The organism is uncultured Algibacter sp. (assembly GCF_947495675.1).
Lineage (GTDB): Bacteria > Bacteroidota > Bacteroidia > Flavobacteriales > Flavobacteriaceae > Algibacter_B.
On record NZ_CANLZX010000006.1, the window covers coordinates 66,045 to 82,493 of the forward strand.

General features: G+C 31.6%; 15 protein-coding genes. 3 read left to right on the forward strand and 12 right to left on the reverse strand.

Annotation, left to right across the window (positions count from 1 at the left end; translation table 11 throughout):
• From lspA to Q0842_RS06160, 6 genes are all read right to left on the reverse strand, one after another.
• A complete protein-coding gene (lspA, locus tag Q0842_RS06135) occupies window positions 1-507 on the reverse strand; it encodes a signal peptidase II (protein WP_298495555.1) in 507 nt (168 codons plus the stop codon).
• Window positions 508-1,401, reverse strand: coding sequence for an ACP S-malonyltransferase (gene fabD / locus Q0842_RS06140; protein ID WP_298495558.1), 894 nt, complete (start codon window positions 1,399-1,401; stop codon window positions 508-510).
• 42 nt (window positions 1,402-1,443) lie between these two features.
• Complete coding sequence (locus Q0842_RS06145; protein WP_298495560.1) at window positions 1,444-3,000, reverse strand: NAD(P)/FAD-dependent oxidoreductase; 1,557 nt, start codon at window positions 2,998-3,000, stop codon at window positions 1,444-1,446.
• A 111-nt stretch (window positions 3,001-3,111) separates the two neighbouring features.
• Window positions 3,112-4,089 (reverse strand): hypothetical protein, encoded by a 978-nt coding sequence (locus tag Q0842_RS06150; protein ID WP_298495562.1) that lies wholly within the window; start codon window positions 4,087-4,089, stop codon window positions 3,112-3,114.
• Window positions 4,090-4,091: 2 nt separating this feature from the next.
• On the reverse strand, window positions 4,092-5,540 hold the full coding sequence (locus Q0842_RS06155; protein WP_298495564.1) for an MBOAT family O-acyltransferase: 1,449 nt from the start codon (window positions 5,538-5,540) through the stop codon (window positions 4,092-4,094).
• Between the two features lie 148 nt (window positions 5,541-5,688).
• Window positions 5,689-6,612, reverse strand: coding sequence for a dihydrofolate reductase (locus tag Q0842_RS06160; RefSeq protein ID WP_298495567.1), 924 nt, complete (start codon window positions 6,610-6,612; stop codon window positions 5,689-5,691).
• 315 nt (window positions 6,613-6,927) lie between these two features.
• Between Q0842_RS06160 and Q0842_RS06165 the strand changes: the two genes are divergently transcribed.
• Complete coding sequence (locus Q0842_RS06165; RefSeq protein WP_298495569.1) at window positions 6,928-7,224, forward strand: isoamylase early set domain-containing protein; 297 nt, start codon at window positions 6,928-6,930, stop codon at window positions 7,222-7,224.
• A gap of 49 nt (window positions 7,225-7,273) precedes the next feature.
• Here Q0842_RS06165 and Q0842_RS06170 read toward each other — a convergent pair whose 3' ends face one another.
• The 6 genes from Q0842_RS06170 to Q0842_RS06195 all read right to left on the reverse strand — a co-directional run bounded on the left by Q0842_RS06170 (window position 7,274) and on the right by Q0842_RS06195 (window position 12,745).
• Window positions 7,274-7,738, reverse strand: a complete 465-nt coding sequence (locus tag Q0842_RS06170; RefSeq protein ID WP_298495571.1) for an energy transducer TonB — start codon at window positions 7,736-7,738, stop codon at window positions 7,274-7,276.
• A gap of 10 nt (window positions 7,739-7,748) precedes the next feature.
• Entirely contained in the window at window positions 7,749-8,573 is an 825-nt protein-coding gene (locus tag Q0842_RS06175) for a thymidylate synthase (protein WP_298495573.1), read from the reverse strand.
• A gap of 178 nt (window positions 8,574-8,751) precedes the next feature.
• Window positions 8,752-10,281 carry a nucleoside transporter C-terminal domain-containing protein gene (locus tag Q0842_RS06180; protein ID WP_298495576.1) on the reverse strand — a complete coding sequence of 510 codons (1,530 nt, stop codon included), beginning with the start codon at window positions 10,279-10,281 and terminating at the stop codon, window positions 8,752-8,754.
• Between the two features lie 15 nt (window positions 10,282-10,296).
• Complete coding sequence (locus Q0842_RS06185) at window positions 10,297-10,920, reverse strand: bifunctional nuclease family protein (RefSeq protein ID WP_298495579.1); 624 nt, start codon at window positions 10,918-10,920, stop codon at window positions 10,297-10,299.
• Between the two features lie 106 nt (window positions 10,921-11,026).
• Window positions 11,027-11,986 (reverse strand): electron transfer flavoprotein subunit alpha/FixB family protein, encoded by a 960-nt coding sequence (locus Q0842_RS06190; RefSeq protein WP_298495581.1) that lies wholly within the window; start codon window positions 11,984-11,986, stop codon window positions 11,027-11,029.
• 12 nt (window positions 11,987-11,998) lie between these two features.
• Window positions 11,999-12,745 carry an electron transfer flavoprotein subunit beta/FixA family protein gene (locus Q0842_RS06195; protein ID WP_298495583.1) on the reverse strand — a complete coding sequence of 249 codons (747 nt, stop codon included), beginning with the start codon at window positions 12,743-12,745 and terminating at the stop codon, window positions 11,999-12,001.
• A gap of 155 nt (window positions 12,746-12,900) precedes the next feature.
• Here Q0842_RS06195 and Q0842_RS06200 point away from each other — a divergent pair, with 155 nt between their 5' ends.
• Together Q0842_RS06200 and Q0842_RS06205 are read left to right on the forward strand one after the other, a co-directional pair.
• On the forward strand, window positions 12,901-13,878 hold the full coding sequence (locus Q0842_RS06200) for a pyruvate dehydrogenase complex E1 component subunit beta (RefSeq protein ID WP_298495587.1): 978 nt from the start codon (window positions 12,901-12,903) through the stop codon (window positions 13,876-13,878).
• Window positions 13,879-13,941: 63 nt separating this feature from the next.
• Window positions 13,942-16,449 carry a DUF5686 family protein gene (locus tag Q0842_RS06205; RefSeq protein ID WP_298495590.1) on the forward strand — a complete coding sequence of 836 codons (2,508 nt, stop codon included), beginning with the start codon at window positions 13,942-13,944 and terminating at the stop codon, window positions 16,447-16,449.

Consider the following 16,449-nt stretch of genomic DNA (forward strand, 5'->3'; position numbering starts at 1 on the left):
TTATATTTTTTTCTTTTTGAAGCTTGCAATAAGTAAAATAATCATTCCGGTAGTAACCGATAAGTCTGCAAGATTAAATATCCCTGTTCTAAAAACGCCACCTAAATCAATAAACAAGAAATCGGTTACCTTTCCAAAGGCTATTCTATCAAAAACATTAGCGATTCCTCCACCAATAATACTTGCAAAAGCAAAAAGCGACCAATTGTCTAAAGATTTGTCTTTAAAAATATAACGAAGTACATACCCTAAAACCAATATTGGTAAAATAAGTAAAAGAATAATTCTAAGCGTTTCATTTAATTCACTACCCATACCTAAAAAGGCACCAGTATTCTCAACATTCATTAAAACAAAGGCATCTCCAATTAGTGGTATGCGTTCGCCCGGATTAATGTTTGTTCTAAGGGTTATATGCTCTCTTACTATTACTTTGGAAATTTGATCAACTGCTATAGTTAAAACAATAACTAAAAGTATATAGATGGAGCGTTTAGTTAACTTCATTTAGCTATTACTTTCAAAAGTTGCAGAGGCAGTTTCAGATGCTCTATTAATCTTTTTAACTAACCCTTGTAAAACTTTACCAGGGCCTACTTCGGTAAATAATGTAGCACCATCTGCAATCATTTGTTGAACAGATTGAGTCCAACGTACAGGAGCTGTTAATTGAGAAATTAAATTCGCTTTTATAGCAGTTTCATCTAAAACAGCGTTAGCCGTTACATTTTGATAAATCGGGCAATTTGGTTTGCTAAAAGTTGTGTTTTCTATGGCTGCAGCTAGTTCTTCGCGAGCAGGTTCCATTAATGGTGAATGAAATGCGCCACCAACAGGTAATACCAAAGCACGACGCGCACCTTCTTCTTTTAAGGCTTCGCAGGCTTTATTAATAGCCTCAACTTCACCAGAAATAACTAATTGTCCAGGGCAGTTGTAATTTGCAGCAACAACAATACCTTCTGTTAATGCACATATTTTTTCTACAATATCATCTTCAAGTCCTAAAACAGCAGCCATAGTACTAGGTTGTAGCTCGCAAGCCTTTTGCATAGCTAAAGCACGTTGAGAAACTAATTTTAATCCATCTTCAAAATTTAAAGCACCATTGGCAACTAATGCAGAAAACTCACCAAGAGAATGTCCTGCAACCATATCAGGTTTAAAACTATCACCTAATGTTTTGGCTAAAATTACCGAATGTAAAAATATTGCAGGCTGTGTTACTTTAGTTTCCTTTAAGTCTTCAGCAGTACCTTCAAACATAGTGTCTGTGATGTTAAAACCTAAAATATCATTAGCTTGCTCAAATAGACCTTGAGCTAAAGGTGAGTTTTCGTAAAGGTCTAGACCCATTCCTGAAAATTGTGCACCTTGACCTGGAAATATATATGCTTTCATGTAAGTTATTTTTGAGTGGCTAAAATAACAATAAAATTATAACTATAGATTATTAGTTGCTGCTTCGGCACAACGCTCTCCATCCATAGCTGCCGAAACGATACCACCAGCATAACCACCACCTTCGCCACAAGGGTATAAATTAGAAATTTGAGTGTGTTGTAATTTGTCATTTCTAGGTATAGAAACTGGTGAAGAGGTTCTAGATTCTACACCAACAATATTTGCTTCTTCGGTGTAATAACCTTTCATTTTTCTGCCAAAGGCTTCAAATCCTTTTCTTAATCTTCCACCAATAAATTTAGGGAGTAAAGAGTGTAGAGGTGCAGATTTTAGTCCTGGTTGATAGGAGCAGTCGTTTAAATTAGTAGATAATTTACCCTCAACAAAATCGGTTAATCTTTGGGCAGGTGCTGTTTGGCTTCTACCACCTGCTGTAAATGCTAATCGTTCTAAGTTTTTTTGATATTCTAAGCCTTTTAAAGCACCAAATTGTTCATATTTTGGTAAATCTTTGTTAACATCAATTTCTACTACAATACCCGAGTTGGCGTATAAATTATTTCGTTTTGATGGTGACATCCCATTAACAACAACTTCGCCATTGGCTGTAGCTGCAGGCACTATAAAACCACCTGGACACATACAAAAGGAATATACACCTCGGTCTTTTACCTGCTCTACCAAACCGTATGAAGCGGCAGGAAGTATCTCTGGACGCGAACCAGTACAATGATACTGTATGGAGTCTATTATATGTTGAGGATGCTCAATACGAACACCCATAGCAAAGGATTTGGCTTCTATGGTGACTTCCTTTTTGTGAAGTAAATAAAAAATATCTCGCGCAGAATGTCCTGTGGCTAGAATTACTTTTTCTACAGTTAATTCATTACCGTTTTTAAGTTGAATGGCTTTTATATTGTTGTCTTTTAAAACAAAATCTATAACTCGAGTTTCAAAATGAATTTCGCCTCCATATTTTAAAATAGTTTCTCGAATATTCTGAACTACTTTGGGTAATTTATTTGTGCCTATATGTGGGTGTGCATCAACTAAAATTTGATCTGTTGCGCCATGATAAACTAGGTTTTCGAAAATACGACGCACATCGCCTCGTTTTAAACTTCGAGTGTATAATTTACCATCACTATAAGTACCTGCACCACCTTCACCAAAACAATAATTTGAATCTTCGTTTACAAAATGGTCTTGATTTATAGCTTTTAAGTCTCTTCGTCTATCTTGTACATTCTTACCGCGCTCTAAAACTATAGGTTTAAATCCAAGTTCTATACAGCGTAATGCGGCGTACATACCGGCAGGGCCAAAACCAATAATATGTATAGGTTTTGCTTTTGATACGTCTTGGTAATTAAAAGTATATTCTGATGTTTCTGGTAAGTCTTCATTTATATAAACTGCGACTTTGTAATTGATAATTATTTTAGATTTCCTGGCATCAATAGATTTTCTGAGTACTTTAACTCCAGAAATATCATTTCTATCAATATCAAGTTTTATTGCAGATTTTAAAATTAAAATACCGGATTGCTCTTCTTCTTTTAATGTAATACGAAGTTGTATTTCTTTTACCATTTTGCAAAATTACAGAAAATTGTAACAGGAGTTTTGAAAAAAAGATTCCTTAACAGGTTTGTTTCTTATTTATAATAAAAAAAGTGGGGTTTAAAGAATATTTAAAATTTTTCAATTAATTATTTTTTTATAACCATTTATGTGTTCTTTTGTTTTTATCTCAAAACTTAGTTCTTTTGTGAATATGTCAGCTCCTTTTTTATTTAAATGCAATGAGTTATAAAAATATTCTTTTTTATAAGATAATTCGTGATTAGAATAATCGAGAAAAAGTAGCTTGTGTTTTATAGTAAAGTCTTTATAAATCTCAATAATTTCATCTCTGTTCTCTACAAATTTTTGTCCATCAATAAATTCTGGTGTATAAACCAAGATTACTTCTATATTATTTTCTTTACATTCAGTAAGGAATTGATTAAATAAATTAATAGAAGTTGAGTCAAGATCAATTTTATATTGAGACATTTTAAGTTTTGCTTTAGATAGATCATTATTCCATTCCTTTTCCATACCTCTAAATCCATTTTGTCTATAAGTAATATCAATATCCTCATTTTGTTCTAAACTTATTGTTTTTTGAATTTTTCTAATTTCACCATGGTACCTTAATAATGGGAGATAATAATCTTTGAATGTAAAACCATTATAAGATGACGTATATTTTATAATATTTTTGTTCCATAGCATATAGGGTAAAAATTGATCAAGACCATACAAGTTTTCGCGCTTTTGTAAACTAAAAACATCAAGTGATAATAAGATAGTTTTTGGTAGGTTGTTATGTTTTATATATTCTTTATGCCTTAAATATTGCAACCAGAAATTATGACCATCTATTCCAAAATTGTAGGCTTTTAAATGTAATGAATCTTCTAATACACTAGGATCTATATGAACCCAAGCACGAGAGGAGCCATAAATTGCAATATCAACATCAATATTTTCATCATAAATATCATTCCATACCTCTATTTCTCCAGGAGATTGGTGATTTTTTTTAAGGTTGTATGATATAAAATAATCAGTTACAAACATTAAAAAAAGTATTTGTAGAGCAAAAAGAGAGGTGTTAAATATATATTTTTTCATAATTAGAATTGAAAATAAATAAACTCTTGTTGTTCTCCACTAAACCAAAATATTATGAAAATAATTATATTGTAGAACGCATAACGAAATAATTTGTATCTAAGAAGACTTAATCGCGCAATAGCATATTGTTGTTCTCTACCAAACCACTCAATTATTATGAATATTAAAATTAATAGAAATAGTGGTTTTACATAGTCATCTTTATCAAATACAGGAAAGGTTAATAATGATTTCGAAAATATTTCAGTAATATAATTTATTGCATGTCTTATATTTTCTGCTCTAAAAAATATCCAAGCAAAAGCTGTAAAGCCAAATGTTAGTATCATTGATGCAAACTCTTTTATGGTTGGCAAGTAGTTGCCTTTAGCTACAATTTCTAAATTATTTCGGTTGTTATTGGTTAAAATAAGAGGTAAAAAATAAATGGCATTTAATAGGCCCCAAATAATAAAAGTCCAATTTGCACCATGCCAAAAGCCGCTAACAATAAAAATTAGCATAATGTTTCTTATTTTATTCCAAGTCCCGCCTCGACTGCCACCTAAAGGAATATATAAATAATCCCTAAACCAAGTTGAAAGTGAGATATGCCAACGTCTCCAAAATTCTGCGATATCCCTTGAAAAGTATGGGAAAGCAAAATTTTGCTTTAGATTAAAACCAAATAATCGCGAAACTCCAATTGCGATATCCGAATACCCAGAAAAATCCCCATATATCTGAAATGAGAAAAATATAGCTCCTAAAACAAGTGTACTTCCTGAATAATCTGATGAGTTATTAAAAATGATATTAGCATATTGAGCACAATTATCTGCGATTACAATCTTTTTGAATAAACCCCAAAGTATTTGCCGCATTCCATCAATTGCTTGGCTGTAATTAAAATATCGCTTCTTGTAAAATTGTGGTAATAAATTTGTTGCTCTTTCAATTGGGCCCGCAACTAATTGCGGAAAGAAGCTAACGAATGATGCAAATACTATAAAATCTCTAGTTGGTTGCAATTTTCTTTTGTAAACGTCTATAGAGTAACTTAAGGTTTGAAAAGTGTAAAAACTTATCCCTACTGGTAGAATAATATTTAATGAATTGGGTTGAATTTCTTTTCCAAAAAAGGAAAAAGCAGTTGTGAAATTTTCAATAAAAAAATTGTAATATTTAAAAAATCCCAGAAAGCCTAGATTTACTAAAATACTTGTACAAAGTAATGCTTTTCGTTTCGTTTTGATTTTTTCTTTTGCAAGACTCAAACCAACAAAATAGTCAACAATGGTACTAAATAGGATTAAAAACAAAAAGCGCCAATCCCACCAACCATAAAAAACATAACTAGAAATAACAATTAAAACGTTTTGAAGTTTAAGGTTTTTGTTTGTTATAAACCAATAAAGAAAAAAAACTACAGGTAAAAATATTGCAAAATCTATGGAGTTAAAAAACATTCTATTTTTTAATAGTTTTTATATGTGTTATTTACCGCTAATTTACATTTTCACAATGAGACACAATATTCTATTGATAAAAACGGTGTATGATTTTTTATCAAGCATTATACTTATTCGGCTATTTATTTACTAAATCAATAAGATACTATTTCCTTATATAAGTCAAAAAAGAAAACTCATGGTTATGGTTTTCATCTTTTTTATGAAAAGTATTAGCAGCTTCTTTCCAAATAGCAGCATCTATTTTTGGAAAATATGTATCAGCATCAAAATTTTCGTGAACACGAGTCAATTCAATTTTATCTGCAATAGCCATAGCTTGTTTATAAATTTGTCCACCTCCAATAATAAAAGGTTGTGAATCACTTTTTGAAGCATCAATAGCATCTTCTAAACTATGAACTATAATAACACCATCTGGAGCTTTATAATCTTTTTGTCGTGTTATTACAACATGTGTTCTATTAGGTAAAGGTTTTGGGAAACTTTCAAAAGTTTTACGCCCCATAATAATATGATGACCGTTCGTTAATGATTTAAAACGTTTTAAATCATCACTTAAATGCCATATTAGTTTGTTTCCTAAACCAATAGCGTCGTTTTCTGCGGCCGCTACAATAATGGTAAGCCCTAATTTTTTGGCTGTATTTTGAGATTCTGTTTTAGTTATATTGTAAGCTTCACTTTTGGCTAAAACAGTTTCCTCTTTTACAAAACCAGCTTTTAGTTTTTCTATACGGTTTTGTTGTTTTGCTACTAATTTTTCTAATTGATCTTTTTCCCAGGTTTTACCCATAAACTTGTGGGTTATAAAAACATTAAAAAAGTGATATATAAATATAAAGAGCCATAAAATAATAGCGCTTAAAAACCATTCCTTACCAAAAGGTTTAAAATCTGGTGCAATGTTTAAAACTGTATTTGCAACAATTAAAAACACGCAACCTATTAAAAATAAAACAAAATGTACATACAAACGTTTTTTTTGTTTTATCCGTTTTTGAGCATTTTCAATAAGCTCTAATTGGTCTTTATCTATTTGTGGTGTGGTTTTCTTTTTTCCGAACATACTATTAAAATAACGACTGTAAAGTTAACTCTTTTTGTGAATTATAAATATAATATTGAAATACTTAATAAAAGCAACTTTCCGAAAACGTTTTAGTTTCAAAATGTCCTGATAATCAGTATAAAACGTAATTTTTAAGTTGTTAATAAGATAATATTTATGCTAAATTATTGATTACTTTATTTTTTTGTAGAATACATATTGTCAAATTGATAATTTTTCAAAAGTAAAGAGTATTAAATAGTTGCGTGTTTTATTTTGTTTATAAATTTGCATTGTTGTAGAATATAAAAATAAATTTCAAAACATATAATTATGGCCATTAAAAAACAATTTTTAAAAAGTAAACCAGTTTGTAAAGTAACTTTTTCAATCCCAGCTGAAGACGCAAAAAAAGTATCTGTTGTTGGATCTTTTAACGATTGGAATGCAAAAAAAGCACCACTTAAAAAATTAAAAAACGGAACATTTAAAGGAACTGTAGATTTAGAATCAGGAAACTCTTATGAGTTTAAGTATGTTGTTGACGGTGTTTACGTTAATGATGATGCTGCTGATGCTTATGCATGGAATGATTTTGCTGGTGCAGAAAACGGTGTTATAAACTTATAATAACTTTAGAATAAACTTATTAAAAGAGCACCTCAATCGGGTGCTTTTTTTATTTCTTATTTTTTTGGTTATTCTTATATAAAGAATTATCAATATTGAAAACTAATGGTAGCATATATGGCACCGTAACTGGTTTCCCTTTTTGATACCCAGGCTTGGTTAATTTTGGAATTAAATTAATAACCCTGAAAGCCTCTTCTTCTAATTTTTGGTGAGGTCCGGTTGCTTTAATATCTTTTATTTTTCCATTTTTATCAACCTTAAAAACAATATTGATTTTAACTTTACCGTCTGGTAAGCCTAAGTCTTTTGCTACGCTAATATTAAAGTTTTTTACTAAATGTTTTGCAATACCATTTGACATACATTTTTTTAATTCAATATTGCTAAGTTTTTTGTTACATCCTTTATAAATAGGTACTTGTTCTACAATAGCAAAAGGTACTTCATTGTCATCTTGTGCTAATAGAAAGCTAGAAGAAATTAATAAGGCGGCTAAAAGTGAGTTTCTCAATATAATTAGTTTAAACAGCAACTATTCCTTTAATATGTGGGTGCGGATTGTAATCAACCAATGTGAAATCCTTAAAATCAAAATCAAAAATATCTTTAATATCAGGATTAAGTATCATTTTTGGTAAAGGGCGAATATCTCTTGATAATTGCAATTCTAATTGCTCATAATGGTTACTGTAAATATGTGCATCTCCAAAGGTGTGAATAAATTCTCCAGCTTCATAGCCACAGACTTGTGCCATCATCATTGTAAATAAAGCATAAGAAGCAATATTAAACGGTACACCTAAAAATATATCTGCACTACGTTGATATAGCTGGCAAGATAGTTTGCCATTAGCTACATAAAATTGAAAAAAAGCATGGCATGGAGGTAGCGCAGCTTTACCATTTGCTACATTCTCGCTAAAACTCTTTGAAGTGTCAGGTAATACCGAAGGATTCCATGCGGAAACTAGCATTCTACGACTATTAGGATTATTTTTTAATGCATCAATAACTTCTTTAATTTGGTCAATTTCATCACCATTCCAGTTGCGCCATTGGTAACCGTAAACAGGGCCTAAATCGCCATTCTCATCTGCCCATTCGTTCCAAATACGCACACCATTTTCAGTAAGATATTTTGTATTGGTATCACCTTTTAAAAACCAAAGCAATTCATAAACAATAGATTTTAAATGCAATTTCTTGGTAGTTACCATTGGAAAACCTTCACTTAAATCAAATCGCATTTGATGTCCAAAAACGCTTTTTGTTCCTGTGCCTGTTCGGTCTCCTTTTTCATTTCCGTTTTCTAAAACGTGTTTTACTAAGTCGTGATATTGTTTCATAGGCCTTATTCCAGCGAAAGCAGGAATCTTGATAATAGTTAAATTTTAGCTGTAATAAGAACTTAAAACAGCGAAAACGAAATTAAAAAAAATGATGGGTAGACTTTAAGATTTGAATATGATAATATTAAAAAGTTATTAACTTTTTAAATAAAAATCTAGCAAATGGAATAATTAATTAACCTATTATCATCCCTGCTATAGTTGCAGAAATTAATGAGGCTATAGTTCCGCCAATAAGTGCTTTCATACCAAATTTTGAAAGTGTTTTACGTTGCCCTGGTGCTAAAGAACCAATTCCACCAATTTGAATGCCAATAGAAGCAAAATTTGCAAATCCACAAAGCATGTAAGTAGCCATAATTATAGATTTTTCATAATTTAGATGTATAGAATTAGTTACATCTTTTAAATCTCTTAATTGTATATAGCCAATAAACTCACTAGCGGCTAATTTAATACCTAATAATTGTCCCATTAAAGCCATATCTTCTTTGGCTACACCAATTAGCCACATGAGTGGAGCAAAAACGTAACCTAAAATAAGCTCAATGGATAAATTCTCGTAAGTTGTATTAGAAGCTATCCAACCGTTAATACTTGTAACATCCCCAACCCAGCCTAGTATACCATTAAACATGGCTATAAATGCTACAAAAACTAAAAGCATAGCACCAACATTTACCGCCAGTTTTAAACCTTCTGTAGTTCCGTTAGCAATAGCATCTAAAAAATTTGATCCTATTTTTTCTTGAGAAACAGATACATCTGTATTTACGTTTTCGGTTTGTGGATATAATATTTTAGATATTACAATAGCACCTGGAGCAGCCATTACAGATGCAGCTAATAAATGTTTAGCATAAAACAACCTTAATGCAGCATCATCGCCTCCAAGAAAGCCTATATATGCAGCAAGTACAGCACCTGCAACGGTAGCCATACCACCAATCATAACGAGTAGCATCTCTGACTTATTCATTTTCTCTAAATAGGCTTTTATTAAAAGTGGTGCTTCGGTTTGTCCTAAAAAAATGTTTCCGGCAACGCTTAAACTTTCAGCTCCTGATATTTTTAAAGCTTTAGATAGTAACCAAGCCATAGCTTTTACTACTTTTTGGATAATACCTAGATAAAATAATACAGAAGTAAGTGCAGAGAAGAATATAATGGTTGGCAATACTTGAAAGGCAAAAATGAACCCAAAAGTATCCATATCTACAACTAAACCTTCAAATAAGAATTTACTACCAGCTCTTGTAAAGTCTAAAACACTTACAAATAAGCCACCTATAAATTCAAAAAGGGTCTTTATAAATTCAACTTTTAATACTCCAATGGCTATAAGCAACTGAAAAGCTAAACCAATTCCAACAATTTTCCAATCAATAGCTTTTCTATTACTACTAAAAAGAAAGGCTACAAATATTAAGGTTATCATACCAAGAACACCACGCCATAAACTATTAATTGAAAATCCTTGACTAGGAATGATAGTGTTTTCAGCTTCTTTAACAGAAGAAGTTTCTGAAGTCTCTGTTTTTACAGTTTCTGAAAAATTAATGTTAGTCGAGTCTATTAAAATAGTTTCTGTTTGTGAAACAGTCTCTATGTTATTAATTTCAACTGTTTTATTTAAATCTTGAGCTATACTTGTTGTAGTGAAAGATAATAATATAGCAACAATGAGTAAAAACAGGTTTTTCATAATAAAATTTAAAAGTTATTCTCGTTTTGAAATTTCATCACGAATATGAGCTGCTTTTTCATAGTCCTCATTTGTAACAGCTTCTTCAAGTAAAGTTTTAAGTTCTTCTAAAGTTTTACCTTTAAAATTTTCACTAGGCTCATTAGGTTCCAACTCATTAGCAACTAACTCATCCATTAAAATACTATCTTGAGTTTCATCTTCTTCATCTTCCTTTTTCGGATTCACTTTTAAGTAAATACCTGCTTTGTCAAGTATGTTTTTGTAAGTAAAAATAGGAGCTTGAAAGCGTAATGCTAAGGCAATAGCATCACTTGTTCTGGCATCAATAATTTCCTCAATTTTATCGCGTTCACAAATTAAACTAGAATAGAATACTCCATCAACTAGTTTATGGATTATCACTTGCTTGACAACAATATCAAATCTATCAGCAAAATTTTTGAATAAATCGTGTGTTAATGGCCTTGGAGGGCTAATTTCCTTTTCTAAAGCAATAGCAATAGACTGCGCTTCAAAAGCACCAATAACAATTGGCAATTTGCGATCGCCATCTACTTCATTTAAAATTAAGGCATAAGCCCCATTTTGTGTTTGGCTATAAGAAATGCCTTTTATATTTAATCTTACTAAACTCATAATTTATTAAAAACGCAAAGAACTGCTTAAATTAGAACTTAACCAACTGCACAAGGCATATTAAGTTAAAATGCTAATTTAAGCAGTTCTTAAGTACTACACAAAATTATTGCTGTGCTTTGAATGCTTTTAATTTTTCAATAAGTTCTGGAACCACTTGAAAAGCATCACCAACCACTCCATAATCAGCAGCTTTAAAGAAAGGAGCTTCAGGATCTGTATTAATTACTACTTTTACTTTTGAAGCATTAATTCCAGCTAAATGTTGAATGGCACCAGAAATTCCTATCGCTATATATAAATTTGATGCTACAGGTTTTCCTGTTTGTCCTACGTGTTCGCTATGTGGTCTCCAACCTAAATCTGAAACAGGTTTAGAGCATGCGGTAGCAGCACCTAAAACATCGGCTAATTCTTCAACCATACCCCAATTTTCTGGGCCTTTTAGTCCACGACCAGCTGATACTACTATTTCTGCATCAGCAATGGTCACTTTGTCAGAAGCTTTGTCAACCGACTCAACAGTTACTCCAAGTTCTGGAATTGAAGGATCGAAATCTTCTGTAGTAGCGCTACTAGTATTTTCAACTAAACCAAATGCATTATTTGAAACACCAACAATTTTTACATCGGTATTAATTTGGGTGTTTTCAAAAGCTTTATTTGTAAAAGCTGTACGTTTTACTGTAAATGGACTTGTGTTAGAAGGTATTTCTACAACATTTGAAGCATAACCGGCATTTAAACCAATTGCTAATAGGGGAGCCAAATATTTACTGTCTGCACTAGAGCTAACAATAACAACTTTTACATCTTCTTTTTCCGCTGCTTGTTTAATAGCAGATGCATAAGCATTTGCATTAAAATTTCCAAGTTGCGTATTTGTTATATTTAACACTTTATCGACGCCATAATTACCTAAGCTTGTGGTGTCGTTAGCATTTATAGCAACTGCTGTAACTGTAGTTCCTAATTGATTAGCAACCGCTTTTGCATAAGAAGCTACTTCGAAAGCCGCTTTTTTAAAAGCACCTTGTTCTGATTCTGTATATACTAAAACTGACATATTTTTATTTTTTTAAATCACTTTGGCTTCATTATGAAGCAAGCTTACTAATTCGTCTAAATTATCTGAAGATACTAATGTTACGGCTCCTTTTGGAGTTGGTTTTAAAAACGAGACAGAAGTCGTTTCGGCATTAACATCAATAGGTTCTACAACATTTAAAGGTTTTTTACGAGCCATCATAATACCTCTCATATTTGGAATTCGTAAATCACTTTCTTCAACTAATCCTTTTTGGCCTCCAATTACTAAAGGAAGAGAAGTTGCAACAGTTTCTTTACCGCCATCAATTTCTCTGGTTGCTTTAACAGAAGTACCATCAACTTCTAAACCAATACAATTATTTACAAAGTTGGCATTAATTAATCCGGCAATCATACCTGGAACCATACCACCATTGTAATCAATAGATTCACGACCAGCAATTACTAAATCGTAACCACCAGTATTTATAACGTTTGCTAATTGTTTTGCCACAGAAAAACCATCTGTAGCAGTTGTGTTAACTCTTATAGCTTCGTCGGCACCTATTGCTAAAGCTTTACGCAATGTAGGTTCGGTTTCAGCACCACCAACATTTATAACAGCAACAGAAGCACCTTGTTTTTCTTTAAACCACATGGCACGTGTTAAACCAAATTCATCATTTGGGTTAATTACAAACTGCACACCATTAGTATCAAATTTAGTATCATTATCACTAAAATTGATTTTAGAAGTAGTGTCTGGCACGTGACTTATACACACTAATATTTTCATTTTATTATAAATTTAGATGTCTTATTTTTTTCAGTTTACGAAGTTAATTATAAAATTCTGAATATTTACTATGCACGCATAATAAATATTAAAAAAACTTGTAAGACTGTAACTCATTTATTGTTATTTTTGCTATTCGAAACAATACACAATAAATGAAGACAATTCAATTTAGAGAAGCTATTTGCGAAGCAATGAGCGAAGAAATGCGCAGAGACGAAAGCGTATACTTAATGGGCGAGGAAGTAGCAGAATACAATGGTGCTTACAAGGCATCAAAAGGCATGTTAGATGAGTTTGGTGCGAAACGAGTAATTGATACACCTATTGCAGAACTAGGTTTTGCAGGTATTGCTGTTGGTTCTACAATGACAGGTAATAGACCTATTGTAGAATATATGACCTTTAACTTTTCTTTAGTTGGTATTGATCAAATAATAAGTAATGCAGCTAAAATTCGTCAAATGTCTGGTGGTCAGTTTAAATGTCCTATCGTTTTTAGGGGGCCAACAGGTTCTGCAGGACAATTAGGAGCAACGCATTCACAAGCATTCGAAAGTTGGTTTGCAAACACTCCAGGATTAAAAGTGGTTGTGCCATCAAACCCATACGATGCAAAGGGATTGTTGAAAGCTGCTATTCGTGATGACGATCCAGTTATTTTTATGGAAAGTGAGCAAATGTATGGTGATAAAGGTGAAGTGCCAGAAGGTGAATATATTATACCAATTGGTGTTGCTGATATTAAACGTGAAGGAACTGATGTAACCATTGTATCTTTTGGAAAAATTATAAAAGAAGCTTATAAGGCTGCTGATGAATTAGAAAAAGAAGGAATCTCTTGTGAAATCATAGATTTACGTACGGTTCGTCCAATGGATAGAAAAGCCATTGTAGAGTCTGTAAAGAAAACAAACAGATTAGTAGTTTTAGAAGAAGCATGGCCATTTGGAAATGTAGCAACAGAGATTACTTATTTAGTACAATCTGAAGCATTTGATTATTTAGATGCTCCAGTTGTTAGAATTAATACTGCCGATACACCTGCAGCTTATTCGCCTGTTTTAATGGAAGAATGGTTGCCAGATTATACAGAAGTAATCAAAGCAGTAAAAAAAGTAATGTATAAATAAAATAACCTTTTTTACGTTATATAAACTTCATTAGCACGATTGTTGATGAAGTTTTTTTGTATTATGAATATAAGATTAATTTTCGCCCTTTTCTATTTAGGACTTTGTTCCGCATTTGCACAAACTAAAGTAAGTGGTTTTGTGTTTGATGAATTTAACGAACCAGTATCTTTTGCAAACGTTGTGTTTAAAGGTTCTACAGAAGGAACTATTACTAATGAAAACGGAAAATTCTATTTAGAGTCTGATGAGACTTGGGATGCTTTAACTGTAAGTTTTATAGGTTATGAAACGCTAATAATTCCGTTAGAAAAAAAGGTGAATTATGATTTAAAATTCATTCTTAAAGAGGAAACAGCACAATTGGATGCCGTAGTAATCGTTTCAGGAAAACAATCTAAAAAGAATAATCCAGCAATTGATTTGCTTAGAAAAATATGGGCCAATAAGCGTAGTAATGGTTTAAAGCAATTTAAACAATATGAATACGATAAATACGAAAAAGTAGAATTTGATTTAAATACCATTGATAGTACACTTATTAAAAGTAAACTATTTAAAGGTATGGAATTTGTTTTTGAAGAAGTTGATACCTCTAATGTTACAGGGAAAACATATTTACCCATATTTATAAATGAAGCAGTATCAAAAGTTTATGGAGATAATGTAATTAATAAAACTAAAGAAGATTTATTGGGTAATAAAAATTCTGGTTTTAGTGATAATCAGATTATTATTGATTTTATAGACGATTTATATTCAGATTTTAATGTGTATGATAACTACTTGAAATTTTTTGACAAAAGTTTTGTAAGTCCATTATCAAAAACAGGAATTAGCACCTATAATTATGTGTTGTCAGACAGTTCGTTTATTGATAACAAATGGTGTTACAATATTATTTACTATCCAAGACGAAAAAACGAATTAACCTTTAAGGGCGATTTTTGGGTTGCCGATACTACGTATGCTATTAAAGAAATTAATCTTCAAGCATCAAAAAGCGCTAATATAAATTGGGTAAAAGAAATTTATATAGAGCAAGAGTTTGAGGTGTTAAATGACTCACTTTTTCTTGTAACTAGAGATTACATGCTCTCTGATTTTGCTTTTAATAAAAAAGAAAAATCTCGTGGTGTATACGGAAAGCGAACCACCTTATATAATAATTATAAGTTTGATGTTGTAAAGGATAAAAAATTCTATGAAACCGAAGTTTACAATTTTGATAAAGACATTTACAATAGAGATGATGCCTTTTGGGGTGAAAATAGGCTAGAGGCATTAAACAAAGATGAACAAGGTGTCTATAAAATGTTAGATACTTTAAAAACGGTTAAAAAATTTAAACGTCTTTATAATCTAGGAAGTATTTTAGCTTCGGGTTATATTGAGTTTAATACTTTGCCATTAGATTATGGTCCTGTTTTTTCTACTTTTGGTTTTAATGAAGTTGAAGGTTTGCGTTTAAGAACCGGCGGAAGAACTTATTTCGGCCCAAATGATATATGGCGATTAGAAGGGTTTTTAGCATACGGATTTAGAGATGATAAATTTAAATATGGTATGTCAGGTAAATGGTTGGTTGATAAAAAGAGTCGACTAATAATTTCTGGAGGTAATAGACGCGATGTAGAGCAAATAGGAGCTAGCTTAACAACCAGTACCGATGTGTTAGGTAGAAGTTTAGCATCGTCTTCAGTTATTGGAACAAGTACTAATGATAAGTTAACCAGTATAAATCTAACCAGTTTAGCAGTTGAGGCAGAGCCTTGGCGCAATGTTATTTTTAGGTTAGGAGGTAATTACAGAACTTTAGAGTCGGCATCGCCAACTTTTAGTCTAGATTATAATACACCAACAGGTATAGAGTCTGAAATAAAACAATTTGAAACAAACTTTTCTGTATCGTATTATCCAGGTCGTAAAATGACAGGATTTGGAGTAGAGCGTAGAATAGCAAATGATTATTATTCGCAAATATTTGCTCAAATAACACGCGGTGATAAAAGTATTTTTAATAGTGATTTTGATTATACTAAAGTACAGTTTTCGTATACTCAACCATGGCAAATGGGTGGTTTTGGTAGGTTGAATACTACTATTGAGGCTGGTAAAACCTTTGGCGAAGTACCGCTTGGTTTATTAAGTGTTATTCCTGGAAACCAATCGTATTTTTCAATATATAATACGTTCTCTCAACTTGATTTTTATGAGTTCGTTTCAGATACCTATGTCTCTTTTCATTTTGAACATAATTTTAACGGTCGCCTATTTTCAAGAATACCATTTTTACGAAAATTAAATCTGCGAGAAATTGTAAGTGTTCGTGGTGTTATGGGAAGCATTACAGATCAAAATGTTGCTTTAAGTAATGTGCCAAGTAATCCAAATAATATTAGGTTGGTGGCGCCATCAAACGAGCCGTATTATGAATATAGCCTAGGTATTGGTAATATTTTTAAAGTGTTTAGAATAGACTTTAATTTTAGAGGAAATTATAAAGACGAACTTTTATATCCTGATGCTAGAAAGTTTGGAGTGACGGGTAGTTTTGGCTTTTATTTTTAA